Origin of the sequence: Brakhagea baltica (assembly GCF_052161605.1) — a bacterium.
In the GTDB taxonomy this organism is placed as follows: Bacteria; Planctomycetota; Planctomycetia; order Pirellulales; family Pirellulaceae; genus JBKCUI01.
The window spans coordinates 2556047-2581028 of the sequence record NZ_CP197409.1 but is presented as its reverse complement, the minus strand read 5'-3'; the positions used below and the strand labels follow the sequence as shown (position 1 = coordinate 2581028).

Annotated in this window: 16 protein-coding genes; 9 read left to right on the top strand and 7 right to left on the bottom strand. The window is 52.1% G+C overall.

Features of this window, described 5'->3' with window-relative positions; all coding sequences use genetic code 11:
* Positions 1-32 precede the first annotated feature (32 nt).
* Together SH449x_RS09480 and SH449x_RS09475 are read right to left on the bottom strand one after the other, a co-directional pair.
* A complete protein-coding gene (locus SH449x_RS09480; protein ID WP_482381094.1) occupies positions 33-1376 on the bottom strand; it encodes a DUF1552 domain-containing protein in 1344 nt (447 codons plus the stop codon).
* Entirely contained in the window at positions 1373-3724 is a 2352-nt protein-coding gene (locus SH449x_RS09475; protein ID WP_482381093.1) for a DUF1592 domain-containing protein, read from the bottom strand. Before SH449x_RS09475 ends, SH449x_RS09480 begins: the two co-directional genes overlap by 4 nt.
* A 113-nt stretch (positions 3725-3837) precedes the next feature.
* Here SH449x_RS09475 and SH449x_RS09470 point away from each other — a divergent pair, with 113 nt between their 5' ends.
* The 6 genes from SH449x_RS09470 (at position 3838) to SH449x_RS09445 (ending at position 8585) form a co-directional block, all read left to right on the top strand.
* Positions 3838-4218 (top strand): 4a-hydroxytetrahydrobiopterin dehydratase, encoded by a 381-nt coding sequence (locus SH449x_RS09470; protein WP_482381092.1) that lies wholly within the window; start codon positions 3838-3840, stop codon positions 4216-4218.
* Positions 4215-5042, top strand: a complete 828-nt coding sequence (locus SH449x_RS09465) for an ABC transporter ATP-binding protein (RefSeq protein ID WP_482381091.1) — start codon at positions 4215-4217, stop codon at positions 5040-5042. Before SH449x_RS09470 ends, SH449x_RS09465 begins: the two co-directional genes overlap by 4 nt.
* 1 nt (position 5043) lies before the next feature.
* The gene (locus tag SH449x_RS09460) at positions 5044-5835 is read left to right on the top strand and encodes an ABC transporter permease (protein ID WP_482381090.1); all 792 of its coding nucleotides are present in this window, start codon (positions 5044-5046) and stop codon (positions 5833-5835) included.
* A gap of 72 nt (positions 5836-5907) precedes the next feature.
* On the top strand, positions 5908-6615 hold the full coding sequence (gene rph, locus SH449x_RS09455; protein WP_482381089.1) for a ribonuclease PH: 708 nt from the start codon (positions 5908-5910) through the stop codon (positions 6613-6615).
* A gap of 60 nt (positions 6616-6675) precedes the next feature.
* Entirely contained in the window at positions 6676-7356 is a 681-nt protein-coding gene (locus SH449x_RS09450; protein ID WP_482381088.1) for a metallophosphoesterase, read from the top strand.
* A 17-nt stretch (positions 7357-7373) separates the two neighbouring features.
* Entirely contained in the window at positions 7374-8585 is a 1212-nt protein-coding gene (locus SH449x_RS09445) for a hydrolase (RefSeq protein WP_482381087.1), read from the top strand.
* A gap of 231 nt (positions 8586-8816) precedes the next feature.
* On the opposite strand, the gene rpoC is transcribed toward SH449x_RS09445, so the two are convergent.
* Positions 8817-13217, bottom strand: a complete 4401-nt coding sequence (rpoC, locus tag SH449x_RS09440; RefSeq protein WP_482381086.1) for a DNA-directed RNA polymerase subunit beta' — start codon at positions 13215-13217, stop codon at positions 8817-8819.
* Between the two features lie 240 nt (positions 13218-13457).
* Positions 13458-17177 (bottom strand): DNA-directed RNA polymerase subunit beta, encoded by a 3720-nt coding sequence (gene rpoB, locus SH449x_RS09435; RefSeq protein ID WP_482381085.1) that lies wholly within the window; start codon positions 17175-17177, stop codon positions 13458-13460.
* A 623-nt stretch (positions 17178-17800) separates the two neighbouring features.
* Here rpoB and SH449x_RS09430 point away from each other — a divergent pair.
* Positions 17801-18796 (top strand): NAD-dependent epimerase/dehydratase family protein, encoded by a 996-nt coding sequence (locus SH449x_RS09430; RefSeq protein WP_482381084.1) that lies wholly within the window; start codon positions 17801-17803, stop codon positions 18794-18796.
* 55 nt (positions 18797-18851) lie between these two features.
* Here SH449x_RS09430 and SH449x_RS09425 read toward each other — a convergent pair whose 3' ends face one another.
* The gene (locus tag SH449x_RS09425; protein WP_482381083.1) at positions 18852-19835 is read right to left on the bottom strand and encodes a hypothetical protein; all 984 of its coding nucleotides are present in this window, start codon (positions 19833-19835) and stop codon (positions 18852-18854) included.
* A gap of 197 nt (positions 19836-20032) precedes the next feature.
* On the opposite strand from SH449x_RS09425, the gene SH449x_RS09420 reads away from it, so the two are divergent.
* Both SH449x_RS09420 and epmB read left to right on the top strand, forming a co-directional pair.
* Positions 20033-21190 carry a lysylphosphatidylglycerol synthase domain-containing protein gene (locus tag SH449x_RS09420; RefSeq protein WP_482381082.1) on the top strand — a complete coding sequence of 386 codons (1158 nt, stop codon included), beginning with the start codon at positions 20033-20035 and terminating at the stop codon, positions 21188-21190.
* On the top strand, positions 21180-22223 hold the full coding sequence (gene epmB / locus SH449x_RS09415; protein WP_482381081.1) for an EF-P beta-lysylation protein EpmB: 1044 nt from the start codon (positions 21180-21182) through the stop codon (positions 22221-22223). Before SH449x_RS09420 ends, epmB begins: the two co-directional genes overlap by 11 nt.
* Here the strand turns inward: epmB and SH449x_RS09410 are convergent.
* Positions 22218-23465: a protein phosphatase 2C domain-containing protein gene (locus SH449x_RS09410; RefSeq protein ID WP_482381080.1), complete on the bottom strand. Its 1248-nt coding sequence runs from the start codon at positions 23463-23465 to the stop codon at positions 22218-22220. The genes epmB and SH449x_RS09410 overlap by 6 nt on opposite strands.
* A gap of 68 nt (positions 23466-23533) precedes the next feature.
* Complete coding sequence (locus SH449x_RS09405) at positions 23534-24814, bottom strand: nickel-dependent putative hexonate epimerase (protein ID WP_482381079.1); 1281 nt, start codon at positions 24812-24814, stop codon at positions 23534-23536.
* Positions 24815-24982: the final 168 nt, after the last annotated feature.

The window sequence follows — 24982 nt, the reverse complement described above, 5'->3', positions numbered from 1 at the left end:
GTGATTTACATCACCCTTTTTTCGTGTTGGAGTTAACCCAACTCCAACACGCCGGTGCTATCGCCAAACCGTCCGGTATGCACACCGGCTTGCTTGAGCATCCAGAGATACAGATTGCAAAGTGGCGTATCTGCGGGGTACGACCAATGACTCGCCTTTTTGATGGCACCACCTGCATTGCCGATGAGCAAAATCGGAAGATCGTCGTGGTTATGGCGATCACCATCCGATATGCCACTGCCATAAACGATCATGCTGGTATCCAGAAACGACTGACCTGCCTCGTCTACCTCGGCTAAGTTGTCCAGCAGGTAGGCGAGATGTTGGACGTGGTAAGTATTGATCTTCTGAATCTTCTCCTGCTTCTCTTCACTCTTTCCATGGTGAGAAAGATCGTGGTGCCCCTCTGGAACTCCGATTTGTGGATAGGGATCGTTGTCTCCTTCCCTCGCCAACATAAACGTCAAAATCCTCGTCGCATCAGCCCGGATTGCTAACGCCGCCATATCCATCATCAGCTTGCAATGCTCGCTCCAGTCCCTTGGTATCCCCGCCGGTCGTGAAACATTGGGGACTCCATTTTCCCCCACTCGCAGCCGATTGCCATTCACAACCCGATTCTCTACATCACGGACGGCATACAGATACTCATCAAGTTTTCGCTTGTCGGCTGCCCCCAGCTTGGCTTGAAGTGATTTGGCATCCTCCAGCGATAGATCCAACACACTTTTTCGCCGTATCGACTGCCGGGATGCATTGTGATTCGTTGTGACTTTTTCGGGGGCCCCAAACAACCGATCGAACACGGCTCCTGGATCGGTTTCATTGGGCAAGGGACTCGACTCTGTTCGCCATGACAAATTGCTCGAATAGGCACACGAGTAGCCTGAGTCGCAGTTCCCTGACTGAGCGGATCCTTGCAACCCGAGTTGCAAGGATGCAAATTTGGTCTCCTTGCCCAGAAACTCCGCCGCAACCTGATCCACCGAAACGTCGTTTCTAATATCCGCACCGTCGGTCTTCTTCGGATGGCTCCCAGTTAAAAACGAGGCACCACTCCGGGCGTGATCCCCCGCACCATCCTCATGAGCTCTCGCACCGTCGAGAGTAAGACCGGACAATATCGACACATGCTTTCGATGTTTCGACAACGGTTCCAAAATGGGTGTCAACTCGTAATTCGCTCCCGTGCTCTTTGGTGTCCAAGCCGGCATGTGAGCTCCGTTGGGTACCATGAGAAAGAGCATCCGGGCCGGAGCCTTGGCACTGGCTGCCATCGCTCTTGAGGTGGGAAGCATTGCTTCGAGCAACGGCAAACTGACCGCTGTTCCGATGCCTCGCAATACCGTGCGTCGATCTAGTGGTTGTCTAGTCATAGCTCTATCTCCCTAACCCCTTTGCGTTGAAACGGATCGCTCAGCACGATTTGTAATATCAAACTCGAGAAGCGATATTCCTCTTTTTCCACAGCTACCATGATTTTATCCACGGCACACTTGTCGTAGTACTCTAATCCCCGTCCTAATCCGTAAGTCATGAGTTTTTCCACCAAGCACCTCGCGAATAGTTCGGCGTTCTTCTCACGCAAATTTCGAATCAAATCCCCAGGCCCATTCACAGTCTCTCCATTGGGCAACTCACCTTGAGTATCGATCGGCTGCCCGCGATCCTGCGTCCGCCACCGACCGATCGCATCGTAGTTCTCCAGGGCCATACCAAGCGGGTCCATCAGCTTGTGGCAGCTAGCGCAAGCAGGATCGGCTCTGTGCTGCTCCATCTGCTGCCGCAGGGTTCCCGTGAGCTCGGTTTTCTCAAGCTCCGGAACTCCAGGTGGAGCGGGAGGAGGCGGAGTTCCGAGCAAGTTCTCCAAGATCCACTTGCCTCGCTTCACCGGACTGGTTCGGGTTGGATTACTGGTAACCGCCAGAATGGAACCTTGTGTCAAAAGCCCCATCCGTTTGTGCCCGTTGGTAGAAACCATCCGAAACTCGGCTCCCTCGACACCTGGTATCCCGTAGTACTTGGCGAGCTTGTCATTTACGAAAGTAAAATTGGCATCCAGCAACCTCATAACGCTAAGGTCGTTTTGCATGACGTGTTGGAACAGCCGATAGGTTTCTTGCTTGAGAAGCCCTCTCAGCTCATCGTTCCACTGAGGAAATCGATTTTCGTTTGGTTTGAAGTCATCTAACTTGCGAAGCGTTAGCCATTGCCCAGCAAAGCTCTCGACAAATCGAGACGAGTTCTTGTGCAGAAGCATTCGTTTGATTTGTGCCTCTAGCACCGCAGGTTTTCTAAGCTCATTGCGAGTTGCAAGCGAAAGCAATTCCGAATCGGGAGCTGAGCTCCACAGAAAGTAACTGAGGCGCGTTGCTAGCTCATAATCGGTAACCAGCGGATAATCAGCGAGAGTCTTTTCCGCCGGCGACTCCACCTTGAACAAAAAATGAGGTGATATGAGGACCGCTTGGAGAGCCAGTTGTATTCCTGCTTCAAAGCTATCCCCATCATCTACAGTAGTTTGCACCAATCCCGCTAGCCGCTCCAGCTCCTCGGGCCTCACGGGGCGACGAAAGGCACGACTAACAATCGGGCGCAAGCAGTTCATGGCAGCCTCGCGAACCGATATTCCTCCGACGGGCGTATCGCGAATGATCATCTTATGTGAAGCTGTTAGCTGACTCTCGAGGATCGGCTTGGATGGCTGTTGACCATTGAGTTTGACGTCGTATATGATCAAGTTACGATCTACCGCAGGACGACCGTCCTTGGCTTCCACGTAGTAATCATTGATAAAGGCGATATCAATTTTGACCGGTTTCTTGGCTACAGCTCGAAAGGGGACCGTATAAACTTTTCCTTCTTCGTTGGCGAGTGGTTCGACATCCACGACTTTTAGCTTCTTGCCATTAACAGTAACTTGCGCCCGAGGTGGCTCGTTGCCGCCCGGCGTCCCCCCCATTGTCATGATCAATTGGTAAGTACCTGGCCAAGGAAAAGTCTCTTCAAAAGAAATTTGCCCATCAGAGGAAAACATAAATCGGTTCCCATCCCATCTGCCTCCCTGGTTCGCAGTCAACTTGGATAGCTTGATCGGAGACTCAAAAACTGGTCCGGGCTCGGGAGCCGCAATACACTGTTGGGTGATCTCCTCCGCTGCCATCAGATACTTCTCCATGAGAAGCGGCGGCAGGCTCAAAACATCGCCTATGTTGTCGAATCCATACCCAACATCGTCCCCAGGGAACGATGCGGCTGGCTTGTAGTCGATACCAAATAGATCCCGAACCGTGTTGCGGTATTCCAGCCTGTTGAGCCTGCGGAGCGTAATGCTGCCTGGATTGGGAGTGAGTCCGCACTCGATGTCGTTGATGGCAGAGCGGATCCAGTCGATTGCCCTCTGTCGATCCTCCTTGGACATTGGCTCGGCGTCGGCAGGAGGCATGTCGCCGATCTCAAGCCGCTGAATGACCGTCTCCCAAGTTCGCCGCTTCTTAAAGATCGACTTCGTATCAGCAAAGTGATTGAGCGACAAGTTCGCGCTCGCTTCAGGTCCACTATGGCAGTCGAAACAGGCAGCCTCTAAAATGGGCCGAATCGCAGACGAAAACTCCTTGTCCTTTTTTTCCCAATCCGTTCCACTCGCAAAGCCGGTTGACAGAATGAGAAAATAAAAGACTGAGACGGAAAATCTCAAATGCTGTATGGCTTGAGCTCCTGGCATATAATCGTTGTCTAGGGGAAAGAATCACTGCATGAAAGCGGGCCGCTACACCGAAAAGTACCCGCAAGTCACCCTAAAAACAAACGAAATACGCTAATTCCAGAGCGAAAAGTATGCAAATCCAATCGGCCCAAACGCTAGAAACCAAGAAATGTGTCCCCTGCGAAGGTGGCGTGGACGCTTGTCCGTTAGACTTCTCCGAACAGCAGATCAAATCGCTCGCAGGCTGGAAACTCGTCGAGCAAGGAAAATGGATCGTTCGGTCTGTAAGATTCAGGGATTTTGTCCGTACTCTCGAGGCTCTCAATGCGATTGCGAACCTGGCGGAGTCCGAGGCCCATCACCCCGATTTGCATTTGACTGGTTACCGGCACCTGCGGATTGAACTAACCACCCATGCGATCGGCGGTCTTAGCGAAAATGATTTCATCCTAGCCGCGAAAATCGACTCGCTATTAGCGACCTCTTTTGCGGACGCCAAAAATAACGAATGATCAGCAAGGCTTTTCCCGAGCGATATGTCGAATGCCGAGGAATCGAGGTCGCATTCCCGACCAAAACCGGTGCAAGGCAACTTGTGTTGCGAGGACTCGATCTAGAGGTGGATCGAGCTTCGATTGTCACGCTGCTCGGTCCGAGTGGCTGCGGCAAAAGCACCGTTCTCCGGGTTATTGCTGGTCTGCTTGAACCAGATTCCGGGACGATCAGCATCTCAGGAAGAAACGCGGGCAACGTCGAAACAAACCGGTCGAGTGACAAACTGCGTGCTGAGATGTCGTTCGTATTCCAGGAGTCGGCTTTGCTTCCTTGGCGATCCGTTATGGAAAATGTTCGCCTGCCGCTCGAGCTTCGCAAAGAACGCTCCAAAACTGAGATCCGAGAGGCCAGCGAACATTGGCTGAATCAAGTGGGGTTGTTGAAGAGCGATTGGCTAAAGAGGCCCTCGCAATTGTCGGGCGGCATGAAAATGCGAGTCTCCATCGCTCGGGCTATGACTACCAAGCCTGAGTTGCTCCTCATGGATGAACCCTTTGCCGCACTGGACGATGTCCTTAGGTCGCGACTCAATGATCTTCTGCTCAAAATAGCTGCGACCGAAGGGTGTACTGTCATCTTCGTGACGCACAACATCGCCGAAGCGGTCTACCTCAGCAATTCGATTTGCATCATGGCGAAAGGTAAGAATGCAGCAACCATCCCCGTTGCTTTCACGGAGCCTCGCAATGCGGCACTTCGGTCCAGCAGCTTGTTCGCTGACATCTATGGCGTGGTTTCGTGCAGGCTATTCGAATCGGTGGCCGAAGGAGAGCAGGCATAGCATGCATAAGCTCCTAAGGATCCTTGCACCTGCTTTGGTTTTTCTATCGGTACTTTTCCTTTGGGATTTGGCTGTTCGGTGGTTTGAGATTCACAAAGTAGTTTTGCCTCCTCCGAAAGATGTTTTCCGTTCATTCGTAGACGAGCGATGGATACTTCTACGAGGTGCCTGGATTACGATCCAGGCGGCTGCAGCTGGATTGTTGGCCAGCGGAGTGATCGGCTTCGTCGTTGCCGTAATTTTTAGCCTTTCGAGCTGGATCCGGAATTCGTGCTATCCGTACGTAGTCTTCCTGCAAACCGTGCCTATCGTGGCCATCGCCCCGCTGCTTATTCTCTGGTTTGGAAACGAGTTTCGAACCGTCGTATTGGTAGCTGCCATTATCAGTATCTTCCCCGTCATCAGCAACGTGACTAGCGGCCTACTTTCCATTCACGAAAACTTTCGCGATCTGTTTCAATTGCAATCGGCTTCGACTTTGCAAGTTCTCATGAAGCTGCGAATCCCAGCCGCCATCCCGCAGCTCATCTTAGGGCTTCGGATTAGTTGCGGGCTCGCCGTCATTGGAGCCATTATTGGAGAATTTTTTGTCGGGGATCGCGGAGCTTACGAGGGGCTCGGCACGATCATTACTGCCCGCCAAGCTAATTTACGCACCGCCTCTATGATCGCAGCAGTCATGACCTGCACCTTGCTCGGGCTCGCGCTGTTACTAGTTGTCCAAGCCCTGAATAAGACCGTTTTCCGGCGTTGGACTCACGGTGTCGGTTTCGAATCTGATGGAAACCGCTAGAATCGATCGACGAGACTTCTCGAAACCATCATTTTGTCAGAGTATCACCATTCGCCCATTGCGAGCCATTGCATGCAGGACATCAGACCAGTATCCATTCAACGCCACTTCACCAACAAGACCGCCGGCAGCGTTTTGTATCAGTGTGGTGACACTGTCGTGCTCTGCACGGCTTCTCTTGAGGACCGTGTGCCCGAATGGATGGCAGGTCGCGGTAAAGGTTGGATCACCGCAGAATACAATATGTTGCCCGGTAGTACTTCTCCGCGAAAATCGAGAGAAAGAGCCGGCAAGGTCGACGGACGGACGACCGAGATTCAACGCTTGATCGGCCGTTCGTTTCGAGCGATAGCGGATTTAAACAAACTAGGAGAACGCTCTTTGACCATAGACTGCGATGTTTTGCAAGCTGATGGAGGGACCCGAACGGCTGCCATAACGGGTGGGTTCATCGCCTTGGTCGACGCTGTTAATACGGCTTTTGCGGACTGTCCGCTCGAACGGTATCCACTTTCATCCAGCTTGGCCGCCATCAGCGTTGGCATGGTGGACGGAACTGCAACTCTCGATCTCGATTACGCGCGAGATGTGAAAGCTGATGTCGATATGAATGTCGTGATGACCGGCAAAGGACGTTTTGTGGAGATACAAGGAACCGGAGAAGAGGCGACGTTCGATGACGAAGAGTTAGGAATACTCTTATCGTTGGCCAAGCTCGGGATAAAAAGATTGACCGAAATCCAAAAGAACGCGCTCGGTGCAGGCTGGAGGTTCTCTTAAAAGTTGATTGCATCCGAACCCTCCGTACATATTCGCATCATAGGTGACGTACACGGTCGAATGCGTCCACGCACTAGACGTGCAGATCGCGACAAAGATCGTCGATTCATGCCGCTCATCTGGCGAGATCCCAATGTACGAGGACGCAGCTATCTGGGGCTTACCAAGGAGGCACGCTACAGCATACAAGTCGGAGACTTGAGCCAGGACTATACCGACTTGGTACTAGTCGAATCCAGTCGGCACCGCGTCATCGCCGGAAACCATGACAACTTGCCCAAACGAACCCCTCATTTTCTAGGGGATTTTGGCGTTCATCAATTTCCGCTGGTCGACGATGACTTCTCCTTTTTTTACGTTCGAGGGGCGGCGAGCATCGATCGGCCGAATCGTATCGAAGGACTAAATTGGTGGTACGAGGAAGAACTGGATGATGTACAGCAAGAACTTGCTCTGAGAGTTTATGTCACAGCGAAACCCAAGGTTGTCGTCAGTCACGATTGCCCAACGGAATTGTTGCCTTTTGTCGGATCGTTGAAAGAAAACATTCCGTTGAGCCGAACCAATCGGTTGCTGCAACGAATGCTTGAGAATCATGCACCGCAGTGGTGGTTTTTTGGTCACCACCACAAGAATTACGTTTTTCAACATCCTTCAGGTACGCGGTTCATCTGCTTGGGATCTCTCGCCTACTTTGACTTTGATGAAACGGGCAAGTCTCTTTATCCACAACCCAAGTAAAACTTCGGTGAATTCATATGAATGAAATAAAGGATTGGTTTCACAATCACCAACCCCAGATGGCGGACGAGCTCGAATCGTTATGCAATATTTCCTCTGGATCGAGCAATTTAATCGGTCTGGAACGTGCCGCCACATGGCTAAAGGAGCTCTATTCGGATCTCGGATGGCAATTCCAGGAGTATAGCTTACCCACTTGGAGCAGCCTGGATGATTTGGGATGCCGCATCGAGAGTCGTACTCATAAAGCTCTCCGATGGGATTGGACGGGAAATGATACAACCAGTTCATCGCCCCGCATTCTTATGAGCATTCATTACGACACGGTTTACGGGGTGGAGAGTCCATTTCAAGAATGCATGCGATACGAGGTTGATGGCGATGAACGAATGTGCGGACCTGGTGTTATCGACGCCAAAGGGGGTGTCATCGTGCTCCGTTGGGCTCTGCTCGGGGCGATGAAGTTTTTGGATATGGATCGCGTTCGAGTGTCTGCGATATTGACCCCCGACGAGGAGATCGGCTCACCCGCTACGATGTCACTTTGGCAACAAATTGCTTCTGAGTTCTCCTTTGCCATGCTGTATGAGCCAACGTTGCCCGACGGCTCGCTGGTGTCTGAACGTAGAGGAACGGGTTCCTTCGTCGTAATCGTAAGAGGAAAAGCCGCTCATGCTGGCCGCAATTTTCATGCTGGTCGCAATGCCATTCTGCATGCGGCGAAGATCGCAAACTCAATAAACCAGTTGAATGGAATCCACCCCGGAGTGACAGTGAACATTGGTCGCATTCGCGGAGGAGATGCCGTGAATGTCGTCCCCGACTTGTGCGTTCTACGAGTCAATGCCAGGGTTTCCAATGCGACCGAACAGGCTTGGATTGAAGAGGAAATGGGGCGAATTCAGAAGGAATGGGACCGACCTGAAGAAGGATTTCGAGTGGAGATCGAGGGTGGAATCGTAGCCAAACCGAAGACGATCGATGAGGCAACATCGGGTTGGATGACCAGAATCGAAAGCGTTGCCTCTGAGATCGGTGAAAGTATCCATTGGAAGATTTCGGGAGGTGCCAGCGATGGGAACAAGCTCGCGGGTCTGGGCTTACCAAACGTCGACACCTTTGGACCTGAGGGAGATTTACTGCATAGCGATCAGGAGTGGATTCGACTTTCGAGCTTGCCCCGCAAAGCGCATCTCAGCTGCTTGATGCTGAAAGACGCAACATGCTGATAATCGAATAGGAAATGGAAATCGACTCATCAAAGTCACCGATCTCGACAGCTCCATCTCCGAGCGAACCTACCACGACACCGGAGCCTTGCACCAACTCAAACTGGACGGTTCAACGATCAGCACCAGAACCTACGACTCCGAACATAATCCGTTTAAACAAAAAAAGAGGCCCCTGGTAGAGGCCTCATTTGATTCGAACTAAAAGTCGTCCTGAGACATAATCAAGGACTACTCTTCTGGAGTTGCACGCGATTCCGTGATGGGATCTGGTGCAACAGCGGGTTCGCTCAATGGCGACTCTTCGCTCGGTGGCGTCATCAAATCCTCTAAACTCGGAACTGCTGGGAGCACAACCGATGGATTGGGAACCACCGGTTCCTCGGCTGGCTTCGGTGCTTGGTTAAGCAGCGGGAAGCTTTCCTCGGCCGCAGTCGTTCCTCGATTGACCAAGTCCTCGAGAGCTTCGCGTCGGTAGCTGACCTCGGAATCTTGGAAAATCCGGAAACCTGTTCCAGCTGGAATCAAGTGGCCAAGAATGACGTTCTCCTTGAGACCCACCAATCGGTCCACCTTGCCCGCAAGCGCCGCCTCGGTCAATACCTTGGTGGTCTCTTGGAAACTAGCCGCCGAGATAAAGCTGTTGCTTTGAACCGCTGCCTTGGTGATACCCAACAATTGCACTTCGCCGTGAGCTGGCTTCGGCTTCTTGCCTTTAGCAGGCTTTCCACCCAATCCCTCCACCTGGGTATTCGAGGTATCGAAAGCGTCTCGTGGAACAATCGCTCCCAACGCGAATTCGGTGTCACCTGGGTCGGTGATTTTCACGCACTTGGACAGCTGATCGTTTACTCTCTTGAACTCAAACCGGTCCATAACCAAACCAGACAACAGACTGGAATCGCCAGCGCTGGTGATCTTAGTCTTACGCAACATGCGAGCAATGATGATCTCGATGTGCTTATCGTTTATTTCCACTCGCTGGAGGCGATAGACCTGCTGAACTTCGTGAACGAGATACTGCTGCACAGCTTCTTCGCCGCTGACGCGTAGGATGTCGTGCGGAACCAATGGCCCGTCGACCAACGCTTGGCCAGCCTTGACGATGTCACCGGAGTGAACCAGGAACCGCTTTCCTGGTGGCACCAAGTGTTCAACTTCTTCGCCACTTTCGCTGCGAACGATGATCGACCGCTTGCCACGTTTACGATCCTTGGAAATCTCCACGGTACCGTCAAGCTCGGCCACGACAGCCGGATCCTTTGGTTTTCTCGCTTCGAAGATTTCTGTAACTCGTGGCAAACCACCCGTGATATCTCGAACACCGGTAGCCTCACGAGGCATTTCAGCGATTTCCGTTCCCGGATTCACTTGCTTCCCTTCGATTGCCAAAATAACGGCTTTTTCAGGAAGATAGTGGACATCGAGAGCCTTGCCATCCGCGTCTTCGATCACGATCTGCGGGTGGAACTTACCGCGAGAATCCATGATTCTTCGTTGGAAGTTTCCACTAGGATCCTTCTCGAGCTTGAGGGTTTCGCCTTCAATCACGTCAACGAACAAAACCTTACCGCCAGCGGTCGAGAAGATTGGAATCTTGTGAGGGTTCCATTCGCACAAGGTCTGCCCCTTGACGATCTCTTGGTCTTCTTTGACAGCCAATCGTGCACCCGATGGCACCTCGTATCGTTCCAGTTCTCGACCGCGAGGATCGACAACCACGATCTCACCATTTCGATTGAGCACCACATCGTGCCCCTCGTCGTTGGTAACGGACCGCATCTTCATGAACTTAACAATACCGGCCTTCTTCGCCTTGATATCGCTTTCTTCGGTGGTCGTATTGGCCGCACCACCTTGGTGGAACGTACGCATCGTTAACTGCGTTCCAGGTTCACCGATACTTTGAGCAGCGATGATTCCCACCGCCATTCCTTCTTCTACCAACGCACCGGTACTCATATCCATACCGTAGCAGGTTCGGCAAACTCCCAGCGGAGCGTCGCAAGTCATCGGTGAACGAACTTGGATTTTTTCCAAGCCCATCTCTTCGATCTGACGCGCGATCTCGCGGGTGATCATCTGGTTCTCTTGAACTATCGTTTCGGCAGTGATCAAGTTGACGATGTTCTGACGGCTGACGCGACCAATGATCGAATCGGCCAAACGAACTTCGACCTTCTCACCTCGGTAAATCGTCCCCTTGGTAATGCCTTGCGTTGTGCCGCAATCTTGCATGGTTATAACCACGTTTTGCGCCACGTCAGCCAACTTACGGGTCAAGTATCCCGAGTCAGCCGTCTTGAGTGCCGTATCCGCCAAGCCTTTTCGTGCCCCGTGAGTCGAGCTGAAATACTCGAGAACGGACAATCCCTCTCGGAAGTTCGACTTGATCGGCGTTTCGATGATTTCACCGGTCGGTTTCGCCATCAATCCTCGCATACCGGCCAACTGGCGAATCTGTTCGATACCACCCCGTGCACCGGAGGATGCCATCAAGAAGACCGGGTTGATGTACCAATCACCGCGATGGTTATCGTTTTCCATCGCAACCAACATGTCTTTGGTGATCAATTCCCGAGTGGCGGTCCAAGCATCAAGAACTTGGTTATAACGCTCTTGAGGTGTCATAACCCCCTTGAGGTAGTTCTTTTGGAAGGTCATAACCTTCTTTTCAGCATCCGCAATGTGCTTGGTCTTCGATTCTGGTGTTAACAAGTCGTCTGCACCGAAGGACAGTCCGGACTTGGTTGACTCGCGGAAACCGAGTTGGTTCATGTCGTCCAATAACTTGATCGTCGCACGGCGACCGAGTAGCTGATAGCAGTCGCTAATTACGCCCGCCAAATCGCTCCCCTTCATGGCTTGATTGTAGAAATCCATGCCGTCTGGAAGAATCGAGTTGAAGAGAATGCGACCAAAGGTCGTTTCGACTATCACTCCTCGCTTGCCGTCTGGATCTCCCTTGACTTTTCGCCATCCAGGCAATCGAACCTTGATCTTCGCATGGCGAGCAATGGTTCCTTGTTGGAATGCATACTCAGCCTCGGTAGTGGTCGCAAAGATCATCCCCGCACCCTTTTGATCAGGGAGCTGCTGGGTGATGTAGTTACAACCCATAACCGTGTCCTGCGAAGGACTCATAATGGGTTTACCATTACTCGGTGCAAAAATATTGTGGGTACTCATCATCAACGTGTGAGCCTCAACTTGTGCCTCGATCGAGAGTGGCAAGTGAACTGCCATCTGGTCACCGTCGAAGTCAGCGTTAAAGCCTTTGCAAACCAATGGGTGCAAGTGAATTGCATTGCCTTCGACCAACGTTGGTTCAAACGCCTGGATACCCATTCGGTGAAGCGTCGGTGCTCGGTTGAGGAGAACCGGGTGATTGCGAATCACTTGTTCCAGGATATCCCAAACCTCTTCATCTTTTCGCTCGAGCATCTTCTTAGCCGACTTGATGGTGTCAGCATGCCCGAGTTCTTTCAGTTTGCGAATGATGAACGGCTGGTACAGCTCCAAAGCAATCTTCTTGGGAAGCCCGCATTGGTGCAATCGAAGCCGTGGTCCGACCACGATAACCGAACGAGCGGAGTAGTCGACTCGCTTACCGAGCAAGTTCTCTCGGAACCGACCTTGCTTACCCTTGATCATGTCAGTCAAGCTCTTCAGCGGTCGGTTGCTGCTGCCCAAAACGGGCCGCTTGCAACGTCCGTTGTCGAACAACGCATCGACCGATTGTTGCAGCATCCGCTTTTCGTTTCGGATGATAACTTCTGGTGCATTAAGATCGACCAGCTTGCGTAGACGATTGTTTCGATTGATGATCCGACGGTAGAGGTCGTTCAAGTCGGAGGTTGCAAAGTTGCCACTATCGAGCAATACCAACGGCCGGAGATCCGGAGGAATAACCGGAATGACATCCAGAACCATCCACTCTGGACGGTTCTCGCTATCTCGGATCGATTCGACCAGCTTAAGTCGGTTGATCAAATCTTTCTTGCGTTGCTTGCTGCTGGTTTCAGCCAACTCGGTGCGCAGTTCTTCGGAAAGCTTCACAAGATCCAAGCCTTGTAACAGCTTTCGAACAGCTTCAGCACCCATGTCAGCCTCGAAGCCATCACCGTACTGAGCTCGAGCCGCTCGGTATTCTTCCTCAGTCATCAACTGTTGAACTTGCAGATCCGTTGTGCCTGCGTTGGTGACCACGTAGTCTTGGAAGTAAATCACCTTTTCCAGCGAGGTCGTCTTCATCTCAAGAAGATTACCAAGACGACTCGGCATGGCTTTGAAGAACCAAATATGAGCCACTGGAGCAGCCAACTCAATGTGCCCCATTCGCTTTCGTCGTACGCGGGAGTGAGTGACCTTAACACCGCAACGGTCGCAGATCATCCCTTTGTACTTCATGCCCCGGTACTTGCCGCAAGCGCATTCCCAGTCCTTTTCCGGGCCAAAAATCCGTTCGCAGAAAAGACCGTCTTTCTCTGGTCTGTACGTTCGGTAGTTGATCGTTTCCGGCTTCTTGACCTCACCGAACGACCACGATCGGATATCTTGAGGACGAGCTAACGAAATCTTGACCGAGGTGTAGTCATTAACGCGATCGTAGGTGGCTTCCGCATTGGCCATTACGAAGTACTCCCTGGGGTCGGCCCAAGCTATTGTCGTCACACCAGTGATGATCGGAGCTTAGGTTGCCTGATATGTGATATGTTGGTTGGATTCGATTTTCGCGTCTCAAAGATCGAGATCTTTTCCACGCTTCAGTTTTCTTTGCTGCGAGCATAACGCTCGCAGTTCGAACCAAGAGAATCGCAATACTCGATATGTGTTCGCGATCTTCTTGGCCTTTCGCATCAAGTCTTCGGACTAGAGCCGTCTCTTCTCAAGCCGCATGTTGAGAGCCAAACCACGAATTTCGTTGGTCAAAACGTCGAAGCTGGCAGGTGTGCCGGCTTCCAAGGTGTTTTCACCCTTGACCATAGATTCGTAGATCTTGGTACGCCCCTCGACGTCGTCGCTCTTTACCGTCAACAATTCTTGGAGAATGTAAGCTGCACCGTATGCTTCCAATGCCCAAACTTCCATTTCCCCGAATCGCTGGCCGCCAAAACGAGCCTTACCACCGAGAGGTTGTTGCGTAATAAGGGAGTAAGGTCCTGTGCTTCGTGCGTGCACCTTATCATCGACCAAGTGGTGAAGCTTGAGCATGTAGATGTAACCAACCGTGGTTTCTTGCTCCATTCGTTCTCCGGTTCGTCCGTCGAACAAACGGATCTTGCCGTGGCTCGGCAGATCAGCTTCAGCCAACGCCTGGTTGATATCCTGCTCGCTGGCACCGTCGAATGTTGGAGTGATGGCTTGGAAGCCAAGCTTTGCACCTGCCCAACCAAGGTGGGTTTCCAAAATCTGTCCCACGTTCATCCGGCTAGGAACCCCCAGCGGATTCAACATGATCTGGATCGGTGTACCGTCCGGCAAGAATGGCATATCCTCCACTGGCAACACCTTGGAGATAACCCCCTTGTTACCGTGACGACCAGCCATCTTGTCACCTACGCTGATGACCCGCTTGGTCGCTATGTAAACCTTGACCATTTGCAACACGCCGCTTCGCAGCTCGTCGCCGCGCTTCATGCTGTTGAGCTGTCTGTCGCGTACATCGAGTGCTTCCTCGACGGTCGGCCACAAGTTCTTATGGACCTTCTTCACTTCGGCATGAAGACCAGCGTCGAGGCGATTCAACAAGCGAGAAAGGTTAAAGGTCTGAGCCTTTTCCGCGATGAACTTCGGATCTTGACCACCGGTTAGTGGAGTTCCGTCTTCGTCGGTCAGCTTACCACCGATCGCCTTTTCGAGTTCTTCCGCGAAAGCTGCAAATGCGATGGAGACTTCCCTGTTGCCTTCGGTCTCAACTCGCTTGAGCTCCTTCTCGAATTCCTTTCGCTCCTCTTCGGACAAGCTCATGCGTCGGGAGAACTTCTGGGTGTCGATGACGATTCCTTCAACACCAGAGCTGACTTCAAGCGAATCGTTCTTCACGTCTTCGCCAGCCCGACCGAAGATGGCGTGCAGCAGTTTCTCTTCTGGCGTTAGTTCGGTTTTGCTCTTTGGCGAAACCTTGCCTACCAGGATATCGCCAGGTCTCACGTAGGTACCGACCTGAACGATGCCGCTCTCATCAAGACTTCTCAACGCTTTTTCACTAACGTTGGGAATGTCTCGGGTGAACTCTTCTCGTCCCAGTTTGGTTTCGCGAATCTCGACATCGAACTCTTCGATATGGATCGAGGTATAAACGTCTTGTTTCACCAACTCTTCACTGATGATGATCGCGTCTTCGTAGTTGTATCCGTCGAACGACATAAATCCGACTAGAACGTTACGTCCCAAAGCGAGCTCGCCCAAGTGGGTCGACGCTCCATCAGCGATGATTTGACCTTTCTCAACCTTGTCGCCTAAACTTACGATCGGGTGCTGGTTCAAGCAGGTGCGTTCGTTGAGACCTTGGTACTTCTTGAGGGGGTAGACGTCGGTACCGATTTCGATCTTCAATGCATCGACATAGGTCACCTTGCCTGCTCGCTTGGCTCGAACCACCATCGCACTGTTGGCTGCCACTTCTTTCTCGAGGCCAGTTCCAACAATCGGTGGTTCTGCAACTAGAAGCGGAACAGCTTGACGTTGCATGTTAGAGCCCATCAACGCACGGTTCGCGTCGTCATGCTCCAAGAACGGAATCAAACCTGCCGAAACCCCGATCATCTGGCTGGGGGCGATATCCATATAATGGACCACGTCAGGGGTCACGATCTCGAAGTCGCTACGGTGACGAGCGATCAGGCCTGGACCGGAAACCAACGCTCCGTCCTTGATCTCCAAGTCAGCGGGGCCGATGTAAGCGTCCGATTCCTCGTCCGCTCGCAGCCAAACCACTTCGTCGGTCACTTTTCCGTCTTTAACTTTGCGGTACGGGGTGACCAAGAATCCATATTCGTCCACGCCTGCGTAGATCGAAAGAGAGCTGATCAAACCGATGTTCGTACCTTCCGGAGTCTCAATCGGGCAGATTCGACCGTAGTGAGAAATGTGAACGTCTCGCACTTCGAAACCGGCACGCTTACGGTTCAAACCACCAGGTCCGAGAGCCGATAAACGACGTTCGTGCGTTAATTGCGATAGCGGATTGGTTTGGTCAACCACCTGCGAAAGCTCGCCTCGACCGAAGAAGTACTCGATCGCCGCACTGATGCTCTTTGGATTGACCAAAGATCGCGGCGTCATGTCCTCCACTTCCTTGAGGCTCATTCGCTCCTGCACGGTGCGGCGAAGCTTCAGGAAACCCTTTCGGAGTTCTTCACATGCCAGTTCGTCGATGGTACGCAAACGTCGATTACCCAAGTGATCGATGTCGTCAAATCGAGCAGTCGAATCTGGGTCGAACAAATCGATTAGGTAGCGAATCGAGGCAATCAAGTCCTCGGGACGGAGTGCCATTTCATCTTCAGGAACACTGAGCGCCAGCTTGCGGTTAACTCGGAAGCGACCAACGCGACCTAGCCGATATCGATTAATATCGAAGAATTTCTCGTGGAAAAGCAACCGAGCTTTTTCCAAAGCAGGCGGGTTGCCTGGACGAAGCCGTTGGTAAATTCGCAACAACGCTTCTTCGTGCGAGCTGGTGTTGTCTTCAGCAAGCGAATTAAGAATGTAAGGAACGCGAGGCGTTTCCATAATCAACATCTCTTTGACACCTGCAGCGCAAATCGCCTCCGCAACGGTCTTTCCGATCTTGTGACCTGATTCGATGATGATTTCGCCCGCTCGCTCGTGTCCGGTCGGGAACACGACATCGTCGGCGGCAATCATGTTCTCAATCTTGGCGACACTCTTCGCGCCAGCCAATTTCACCTCTTCGGTGGCGTAAAACGTCTTAATCAGATCTTGGTCCGTACTCAGCTTTGGTGACATGGCCCGCAACAACGTCATGACGGAGAACTTACCGCTCTGGTCAATACGAACAGACAAAGAGTCCTTTTTGGTAATGTTGATTTCGATCCAGCTACCACGCTCGGGAATGACGCGGCAAGAAGGCAGCTTGCGATCAGAAGTCCCCTCGGCTTCTTCGACGAAGTCCACACCAGGGGATCGGTGCAACTGGCTGACAACGACACGTTCCGCACCGTTGATGATAAACTCACCGCCACCCAGCATGATGGGAATATCGCCCAGGTAGACTTCTTCCTCTAACGGTTGATCCCGCTTGAGTCTGAACCAAGCTTTGAGCGGCTTGCCGTACGTTAGACGGAGTTGACGGCATTCCTCTGGGGTATAACGAGGCTTTCCGAGTTCAAACTTGATGTATTCGAGCGCAACCGTTTTGTCGTAGCTCTCGATCGGGAAAATCTCTCGGAATACGGACTCTAAACCTTGGTTCTTCCGTTTGTCCGAGGGAATATCCTCTTGTAAAAACGCTTCGTACGAAACCGTTTGCAGCGTTGTCAAATTCGGGATGGGAAACTGGCTGCGGCCAGACCCAAACAAACGAACTGTGGTGGTTTGCAATCGTCTCTTCGAGGATGTTGCCATTAGGATAAAACTCAAACCGAGCTAGGGAAAAAAAGTCTGGAAATCGCTGTTATTGGTAACAACACTCAGCAAACAGATCTGGTGGGCCAGAGAGCCCCGATCCTGTCGCGAATTCTCGAATCTCCGCCAGAAATCAGATTTGATTTCCGCAGACACACTCCGTACCATTTCTTCGAAAACGGGAGGTGTTGATTCCGAAACATTCGTGGTCTAGACATTTCTAGGGAAATAGATTGTTCTACTTTGAGCAGATGTGGGTGCGTGGATTTTGCGACCATTCGCATGGGCTTGATCGCTCGCGTGGATTCGGTCGCTCGCGTGGGAGTGGGGTGCAGCGGGGAAAAGCAAAGAGCCGAAGCTGCATATCCATACATTCTAGTTCCCCTCAAAGTGCAGAAGGGTAGCCAATGACACGAAAAATCGTGCCGCTGATCCACCAAATTTTCGACCGAGCCGACGTCCACGCGCATAGTGTAGCCATACCGTATTGTTAAGGTAGACCAACAGACGCTTTTTTGCCTTTTTTTGTCAGAAAAGTTTTCTCTGGCACTAGACTAGCTTGCAGGGGAGAGTCGATCCTACTCGAGCCCAACCAGCCCAAACTCCCCAGCCTTCCAGATAGTATGAGTGACAAAATCCGCAGAATTCTCGTGACCGGTGCCACTGGGCTGTTGGGAAACAACATTTCTCGACTCGCTATCAGCCAAGGAATCCACACCACTACGCTCGCGAGGAGCCCTAAATCACATCCGTCACTTTGCGAACTGAAAGGCGAACATATCCAAGCAGATATAACAGACGACAACCTCGCTAGCCTCCTGGCCGATACCGGTTTCGATGCGGTGATCCATGCGGCTGCCAAAATCCACATCGGTTGGAAAAATCTGGATGAGTCTCTCAAAGTCAACGAACTTGGCACTAGAAGGCTGATCGAGTGGGCTCGCAGAACCAAAACGCGAGTTGTCCACGTTTCCACGGTTAACTGCCTGCCTCTCGGAACCAGAGAACTGCCAGCCAACGAGCGGTCAACCGGGGGGATTCAGACTCCTTCCAGCTACGTCGTCTCAAAGCAAGCAGCTCAGCGGGTCTGCAACGAAGCGATCGAACGCGGCGACGATTGCTATGCAGTCTACCCTGGCTTCATGCTCGGTCCCTACGACTGGCAAATGAGCAGCGGCAAAATGATCGCAGCCCTGCAAACCTTTCGTCCCTGGGCTCCCGCAGGTGGTTGCTCTGTCTGCGATCCGCGAGACGTGGCAGAGGCGATTTTGCGGATCGCCTTGAAGGGAGCTACGTCGCGGCACTATATTCTCGCAGGGCAAAACGTTACCTATCTGGAACTCTGGGGCCAGATCGCGAGAGGACTGGGGACTCGACCGCCTCTCATTGCGATGCGAAAGCCGGCGCAGGTCGTCGGCAAACTTCTAGCCGACTTGTCTAACCGATTTCGCAACCAGGAATCGGATTTCAATTCCGCTGCGATCGAAATGGCACAACAGTTTCACTTCTATGACTCAGGCTTGGCAGAAACCGAATTGGGCTATTCCTCCAGGCCCTACACAGAATCTCTTAGGGATGCCGTTGAATGGCTCCGCCTACGAAAATTCTTGAAACCTTAAGAGTCGGGAGAGGGTGGGCTCCCAACCTCGCCTCTCGCTAAAGGCTACCTGGCGTCTACCGGTTGGCCATGCGTTCATTTCGGATCACGTAAAACTTTGGATCGTCAATAATCCAATCCGTCGACCAGTCTCTACCGTTGTCGCCATTGACCACGTTGTAGAAGAACGAACGCACCTTCTCGGCCTTGTACCCGTAAGGCATGGCTGTGGCGATATAGTCTTCTCGGGTCAACTCTTCGACGCCTGGTCTGGCAAAGTAATGAACAAGACCATCTGGAGTAAAGGAAATTCCCAGCGTCCACCAACCCATAACTGGAATCTCAGGCCCTTCGAAATCTCCTCCGCGCCGGTCAGCCCTCACGCGAAAGTATGCGTAAGGAACTGCCCTACCGTCTTCCTTTTTCGTGTCGCGGACGATGAAAAGGCCAGGCCAGTAGATTTCATCTTTCTTTTGACTCGACGAGAAAAGAGACTTTTTCTTGTTGTCTATGATGGTGGTCTCAACGGCAGCTCGAAAGGCGAAGTGCGGTCCGTTTCGCCGCTCCCACTCGTCCATGGGAGGCAGATAAACACGCGTCGTCATGTTCGGCGACTGGGAAACGGGAACAGTTCCCCCCATCCGATACTGCACGTTGCATATGAAATCGTCCTGGTGCATCTTTCCACTCGGCCGATTAGGAATGCCGGTGTAAAGTGACTTGAGAAGTAGCGAACCCTCGCTACCCGGAAGCCCCCCCGGCGGCGTCGATACCCGCTGGACAACATCGGGGTGCCCTCGCTTGGCCCCTTCGTACCAACGCTTGTTCACAGATTGCCCCAAGGGTTGTCGTTGGTTGTTGTCAATATCCTCGCTACTTTTCGGGTTGTTGAAGACAAACGACCACGACTCATCCTCGAAATCGTCGCCGACTTGCGTGAGATGGGTACCTGTTCCTGGAACTACTATGTTCGAGGCATACTGCCCCATGAGGTTGGCTGGAACCAGCAGGCAAACCCCTAGGCTTAATAACGCGCTTAGTTTTAATTTGAGAATGGCCATGGCAGAACCGAAAACTAGTCTGAGGGTCACGGGAATAGGCAGGCTTTCAGCCCCTTGGTTCCTATCGGACCATTAAATCCTCTTAAACGGCATTTTCGTTTGAGCTACCAAAGTCCCCCCGTTTTGCGTAACTTAACACTTAGGGAAGACTGCCGTCTCGCCCCCACCATATACACACTGATTCTGCAGGAAACGCGTTGTCAGACCTCAATTCCTCCCCAGCTCCAGACGGGAACACTCCAACAGATCCGCTGGGCGGAGCCCCCTCCAGCCAAACATCTGCGGAAAATGATTCCGCGAAACAATCTGTCACGGCACTGGCTGCCACGGCACTGGCTTCGACGGCACTGGCTTCGACGCCGCAAGTGCAGCCGGGAAGAACAGTCAGTAGACTCGGAGAGTCTGCGAAAATCACGGCGATCCTCGCTATCATGTGCGTCGCAATCTGGTTTGTAAAACGCAAACTTCAAAGTCAGGAAGTTACCTTTGAGAAGATTACGCTCGCTATTAGCAACATTCCTTGGTATCACTTCGTGATAGCCATTCTGCTAACCATCTTGAACTATCTGGTACTCACGGGATACGACTGGATCGCAGTTCGGCATCTAAAGAAAAAATTGCCCATGCGAAAGATCATGGCGGGAGCAATCGTGGGCTACTCGTGCGGAAATGTGTTCGGGTGGTTGCTAGGTGGAAACGCCGTTCGCTATCGACTTTATTCGAGTTGGGGCTTCTCACTTCTCGAAATCATCGCCTTTGTCTCAATCCTGTCCATTACGTTTTGGTTGGGTTTGTTCCTGCTGGCGGGGATCGCGTTTGTCGTACTCCCCATCCGGCTTCCGGAGGAAACTCTAGACATGTTGCAATTGCCACCCGCAACGTGGGGCTACATTTTCCTGTCGTGTGTTGCCGGGTACCTGCTGTCTTGCTTGGTGGTGCGCAAACCGATCAGGTTTCGTGACTTCGAAGTGGCACTGCCTCCTTTCAAATTATCCTTGATGCAACTCTGTGTATCAGCGGGCGATTTTCTTCTCGCTAGCACTGTTCTCTACTCGCTCATGCCGCCGGATATCATCGGTCCAGGACAAGACCAAATCAATTTCTCGACAGTATTGATCGCATACGTGACCGCGCAGATCGGAGCCGTAATTTCTCACGTTCCGGGTGGGTACGGCATCCTCGAAGGTGTACTGCTCGGGTTCCTGCCCCACGCGGTTAGCGCCGAGGTCTTCGCTGCCGTCATCCTGTTCCGAATCGTCTATTATTTCCTGCCTGTGATTGGTGCTGGACTCATCTTTCTATACAACGAGCACCGTATTGGTAAACGCCCACCGGAAATGCTCAATGGCATGTAGCGTCGACAATCACAACCCCATAAATCTTCGCGGAGAATCTGAGGTTGTCTCGTGGCAAGAAGCTATGAAGCTTGCGGTCCGCGATATGAGGCGATTACTTACCCTTCTCAACCTCAAGAGCGAGGAAGTCCAAGGACTAGAAAACGCGAGTTTTCCCGTCTTCGTTCCACTCGAGTACCTTAGCCGCATCAAGAAAGGAAGCCCCACAGACCCGCTTTTACGCCAAGTGCTACCAATCGAATCGGAGAATGTCGATGCTGCTGGTTTCGTCACTGACCCCGTGGCGGATACTCGTTTCGAAGCGGCACCTGGGCTCTTGCACAAGTACCCAGGCCGAGTGCTGTTGATTACCAGCGGAGCTTGCGGTGTGCATTGCCGATACTGCTTTCGCAGGCACTATCCCTACCAAACCGCCCCCAAAAGCCTCCAGCAGTGGCAGGCATCACTGGACTATATCCAGAATAATGATACGATCGTCGAAGTAATTCTTTCCGGCGGTGACCCGCTGACTATTGTGGACTCACTTCTAGAAGAGCTGGTTCAAAAAATAGAAGAGATCTCACATGTGAAGCGATTGCGAATTCATACTCGTATGCCAGTCGTGATTCCTCAAAGAGTCACCAGGGAATTTTGCGATATGCTAAATCGATCGCGACTCTCTAAATGGATCGTTCTGCACATCAACCACCCTCAAGAGATCGACGCTCAGGTCGCAGATAGTGTGAAGCGATTACAAGCGTCAGGAACCACCGTTTTAAACCAAGCGGTGCTACTAAAGGGGGTGAACGACACGGAATCAGCACTTTCAGAACTCTGCGAGCGTTTAGTCGATATTCAAGTAGTCCCTTATTACCTCAACATGCTGGATCAAGTGGCTGGCGCGGCTCACTTCATGGTACCGCTATCTCGCGGTATCGAGCTAATGCAGCACTTGCGAGAAACGCTCCCAGGATACGCCGTCCCTCGTTTTGTTCAGGATCGGGCAAATCTCGAAGGGGATACTCTGCCCAAATCGAAAACGTCCCTGCTATGACTGTATAACCACAGCCGTCGTATTGTCCTTGCCAGATTCATTAACAGCCGACAGAACGATTCGCTGCGCCGGAGTGATACCAACCGTCTCGGAGTCAGGGCACAGTATGAGCTCCTCTATCGCGCGATCCCAGAGCCCCTCGTTAACGCCATCGGTACACAGTACCAATGTCTCTCCAGGTTCGAGAACAAAAGCGCCGACCTGCGGCTCGGCGAATTGGTTACCTGCTCCCAACGCTTTGGCCAATACGTTCTTTCTCGGGTGCGTGCGAGCCTCGCGCTCATTGATCTTCCCAGAACGCCTAAGCCACCCCACAAAGGAATGATCTTCGCTGACCTGTATCAGCCGACGACCTTCTTTTTCGGCTTTCCCGAGCCGATACAAACGCGAGTCACCAACATGAGCAAACAACACCAGAGAGCGATGGATCCATACCATGGTTAAGGTTGAGCCCATGTTTAAGCAAAGTGGATCATAAGATCCGAGCTTTACCAGTTCGCTATGCACGGCTTCATATAAATTCTTCAGTACCTCGAGCCCGGAGTCCTCCAAGTGGTGATCACAATTTAAATAAGCCTGCGGCAGAATACGCGTGATATTGTCGATCGCAAGCTTTCCCGCCAACTCGCCTGATCGCTCTCCTCCCATGCCGTCCGCTACGGCAAACAGCAAATCCGCATCCTTGGTGTTCATCGCCCCCTGCTTGCCTAGATAGCGTACTCCCTTTTTGTCCACCAACATGGCAAGAAATCGATCTTCGTTGTTGGGCCTTACCTTGCCCACATGCGTCATCGCACTCCACTGTATGTCTCGCGGATTCTCCTTGATGACTTGCCCAGACGCTTCGTTGTCAGAGCTGATCTGAGAAGGATCGAGAATGGTAGAAAACTCGAAATCGATAACGCAAAACCGTCCATCCGAGGCACGATAGGTGATGTTTCGCAAAAAAGGATCATCGTGCCTGACACCATAGGCTTCCAACTCAGCAAAGATCTCTTTGATACGCTCCTCCCCCATGTGCTCGACTCTCGCCCCACAATTCGAGGTTACGATCTCGAGCTTATCGGGATTGCAATCCAGCAATCTGGGTACAAAAGGACACTTCTTGTCTTCGAGAAAGAGCAGCGTTTTGCACTCCGTCTCAAAACGTGTCTTGGCCTCGGGCCCCTGGAACAGCTTGTACACCCGTCCGTCGTAGCCGATGCGGACGATGGCACGCTGAGTATTTTTGGCTTCAAACACGATTCAAGTCGATTTTGTTGGTATGAAATGTCAGGAAACTCAGAACGAAAGAACGGCGCAATGGATAACTAAAAGGCATGAGGATGATTCTGATGCATCCATAGTCCGAGACCTGCATTGCGAATGAAGTAAAATTCTTCTCCGTTCCGACTTGTATACCAACCATCGCTGATGCTCTCGATGTTGTACTCCGCCATCGCGTGATCGGGATCCCCCTGGAAATACCCAACCGACTCAAGCTCTTCTTTGGTTAGCTTGTTGGTGCAATATTCCACTCGAAACCTATTCTCCGGCGAAGCATGAATCAAATGAGCCGCGGTCGATAGATTGGCTCGAAGATCCGCATTTTTGGCAACCATCTCAACCACTTCCAGCGTGGTTCGGTATCCGTACTTGCGAATCAGGCTATCGACATCGTCGTGCTCTCCGAATCTGGCAACCCCGGGCGCAATAACAACCAATCGCCCACCATCCGCAATCGCCATGCGAGTTCGATAGATGGATTTGTTCGCCACCCAAGTCTTCTTGTACTTAGCGGGATCCATCCACACTACAATCGTCTTCGGAGCACGTTCGATTCGAAAACAATTGACTTGGGCTGCTAACTCACCTGCCACGGTAAAGACGTCATGATCATCTCCTGCATAGAGACCTCGAACGACGGGACCATGTTCGCGGGTCGATTCGACCACAGTTAGAACGTAAACAATCGGACGATGCTTAATGAACAGATCGGCTGCACGATTCAATATCTTGCGTAGAGGCGTGTCGCACCGCCCCATAATGCGTTCCATTCCATACAAAGCACTTAGATAATGGCTGCCGTCAATCCCAGCGCTTCCCCCGGTGCCAACGAAGATGTTTTTGGTGTAATTGGCCATGCCGATGACTTCGTGCGGAACAACTTGCCCGATGGAGAGTATGAGATCGTGGTCTCCCTGTGAAATCATCTTGTTGACTTGAGCCGGCCACGCATCTCGATAATGCCCCTCGGTCGCCCACGTAACGAACTCCGCATCGACATATCCGAGCGTATCGACATCGTTTTTGTAGTCGTGAACGCGGATCAAATCGCGAGGAAAATCACCAAACATTTTGGTCAGTTCCTCTTCGTTCATCGCCGAGTGGGTTCCCAAGGCAGGCATCACGTCCGTCAGCGATTTGCCCAGTCGCTTTAAAACGGTGTGCATGATCGGACCGGCCTGGGAGTCTAAGCGAGTGTGATCCGGGGGAACGGCCAGCACCTTGCGAACAGGCCCGCGGGCAGCCAAAATCGCGTCGATCGCATCGAGATAGTCTTGTTCGCCCAGAATCGAAGTTTTGGATCCTCGGGAAAAATAAATGGTCATATTGGTTGTAGTAGAGAAACGAGGGCTTGTTCTAAGGTATCTTCCCAGATTCTCCCTGATGGCGAAAGTCCCTGTCCGTAGTCCTATTTCGAGGGATGATTTAGCCCGCACGTCCAGTCGGCTCATGTCTATTTCCAGTTCGAACACAAAAGCCAGAGTCGCTCTATG

Coding starts and splice junctions, on each gene's coding strand:
- SH449x_RS09405 (WP_482381079.1), bottom strand. CDS start 24,814: ATGACCATTTATTTTTCCCGAGGATCCAAAACTTCGATTCTGGGCGAA.
- SH449x_RS09430 (WP_482381084.1), top strand. CDS start 17,801: ATGAGTGACAAAATCCGCAGAATTCTCGTGACCGGTGCCACTGGGCTG.
- SH449x_RS09470 (WP_482381092.1), top strand. CDS start 3,838: ATGCAAATCCAATCGGCCCAAACGCTAGAAACCAAGAAATGTGTCCCC.
- rph (WP_482381089.1), top strand. CDS start 5,908: ATGCAGGACATCAGACCAGTATCCATTCAACGCCACTTCACCAACAAG.
- epmB (WP_482381081.1), top strand. CDS start 21,180: ATGGCATGTAGCGTCGACAATCACAACCCCATAAATCTTCGCGGAGAA.
- SH449x_RS09475 (WP_482381093.1), bottom strand. CDS start 3,724: ATGCCAGGAGCTCAAGCCATACAGCATTTGAGATTTTCCGTCTCAGTC.
- SH449x_RS09480 (WP_482381094.1), bottom strand. CDS start 1,376: ATGACTAGACAACCACTAGATCGACGCACGGTATTGCGAGGCATCGGA.
- rpoB (WP_482381085.1), bottom strand. CDS start 17,177: ATGGCAACATCCTCGAAGAGACGATTGCAAACCACCACAGTTCGTTTG.
- SH449x_RS09460 (WP_482381090.1), top strand. CDS start 5,044: ATGCATAAGCTCCTAAGGATCCTTGCACCTGCTTTGGTTTTTCTATCG.
- SH449x_RS09450 (WP_482381088.1), top strand. CDS start 6,676: ATGCGTCCACGCACTAGACGTGCAGATCGCGACAAAGATCGTCGATTC.
- SH449x_RS09425 (WP_482381083.1), bottom strand. CDS start 19,835: ATGGCCATTCTCAAATTAAAACTAAGCGCGTTATTAAGCCTAGGGGTT.
- rpoC (WP_482381086.1), bottom strand. CDS start 13,217: ATGGCCAATGCGGAAGCCACCTACGATCGCGTTAATGACTACACCTCG.
- SH449x_RS09465 (WP_482381091.1), top strand. CDS start 4,215: ATGATCAGCAAGGCTTTTCCCGAGCGATATGTCGAATGCCGAGGAATC.
- SH449x_RS09445 (WP_482381087.1), top strand. CDS start 7,374: ATGAATGAAATAAAGGATTGGTTTCACAATCACCAACCCCAGATGGCG.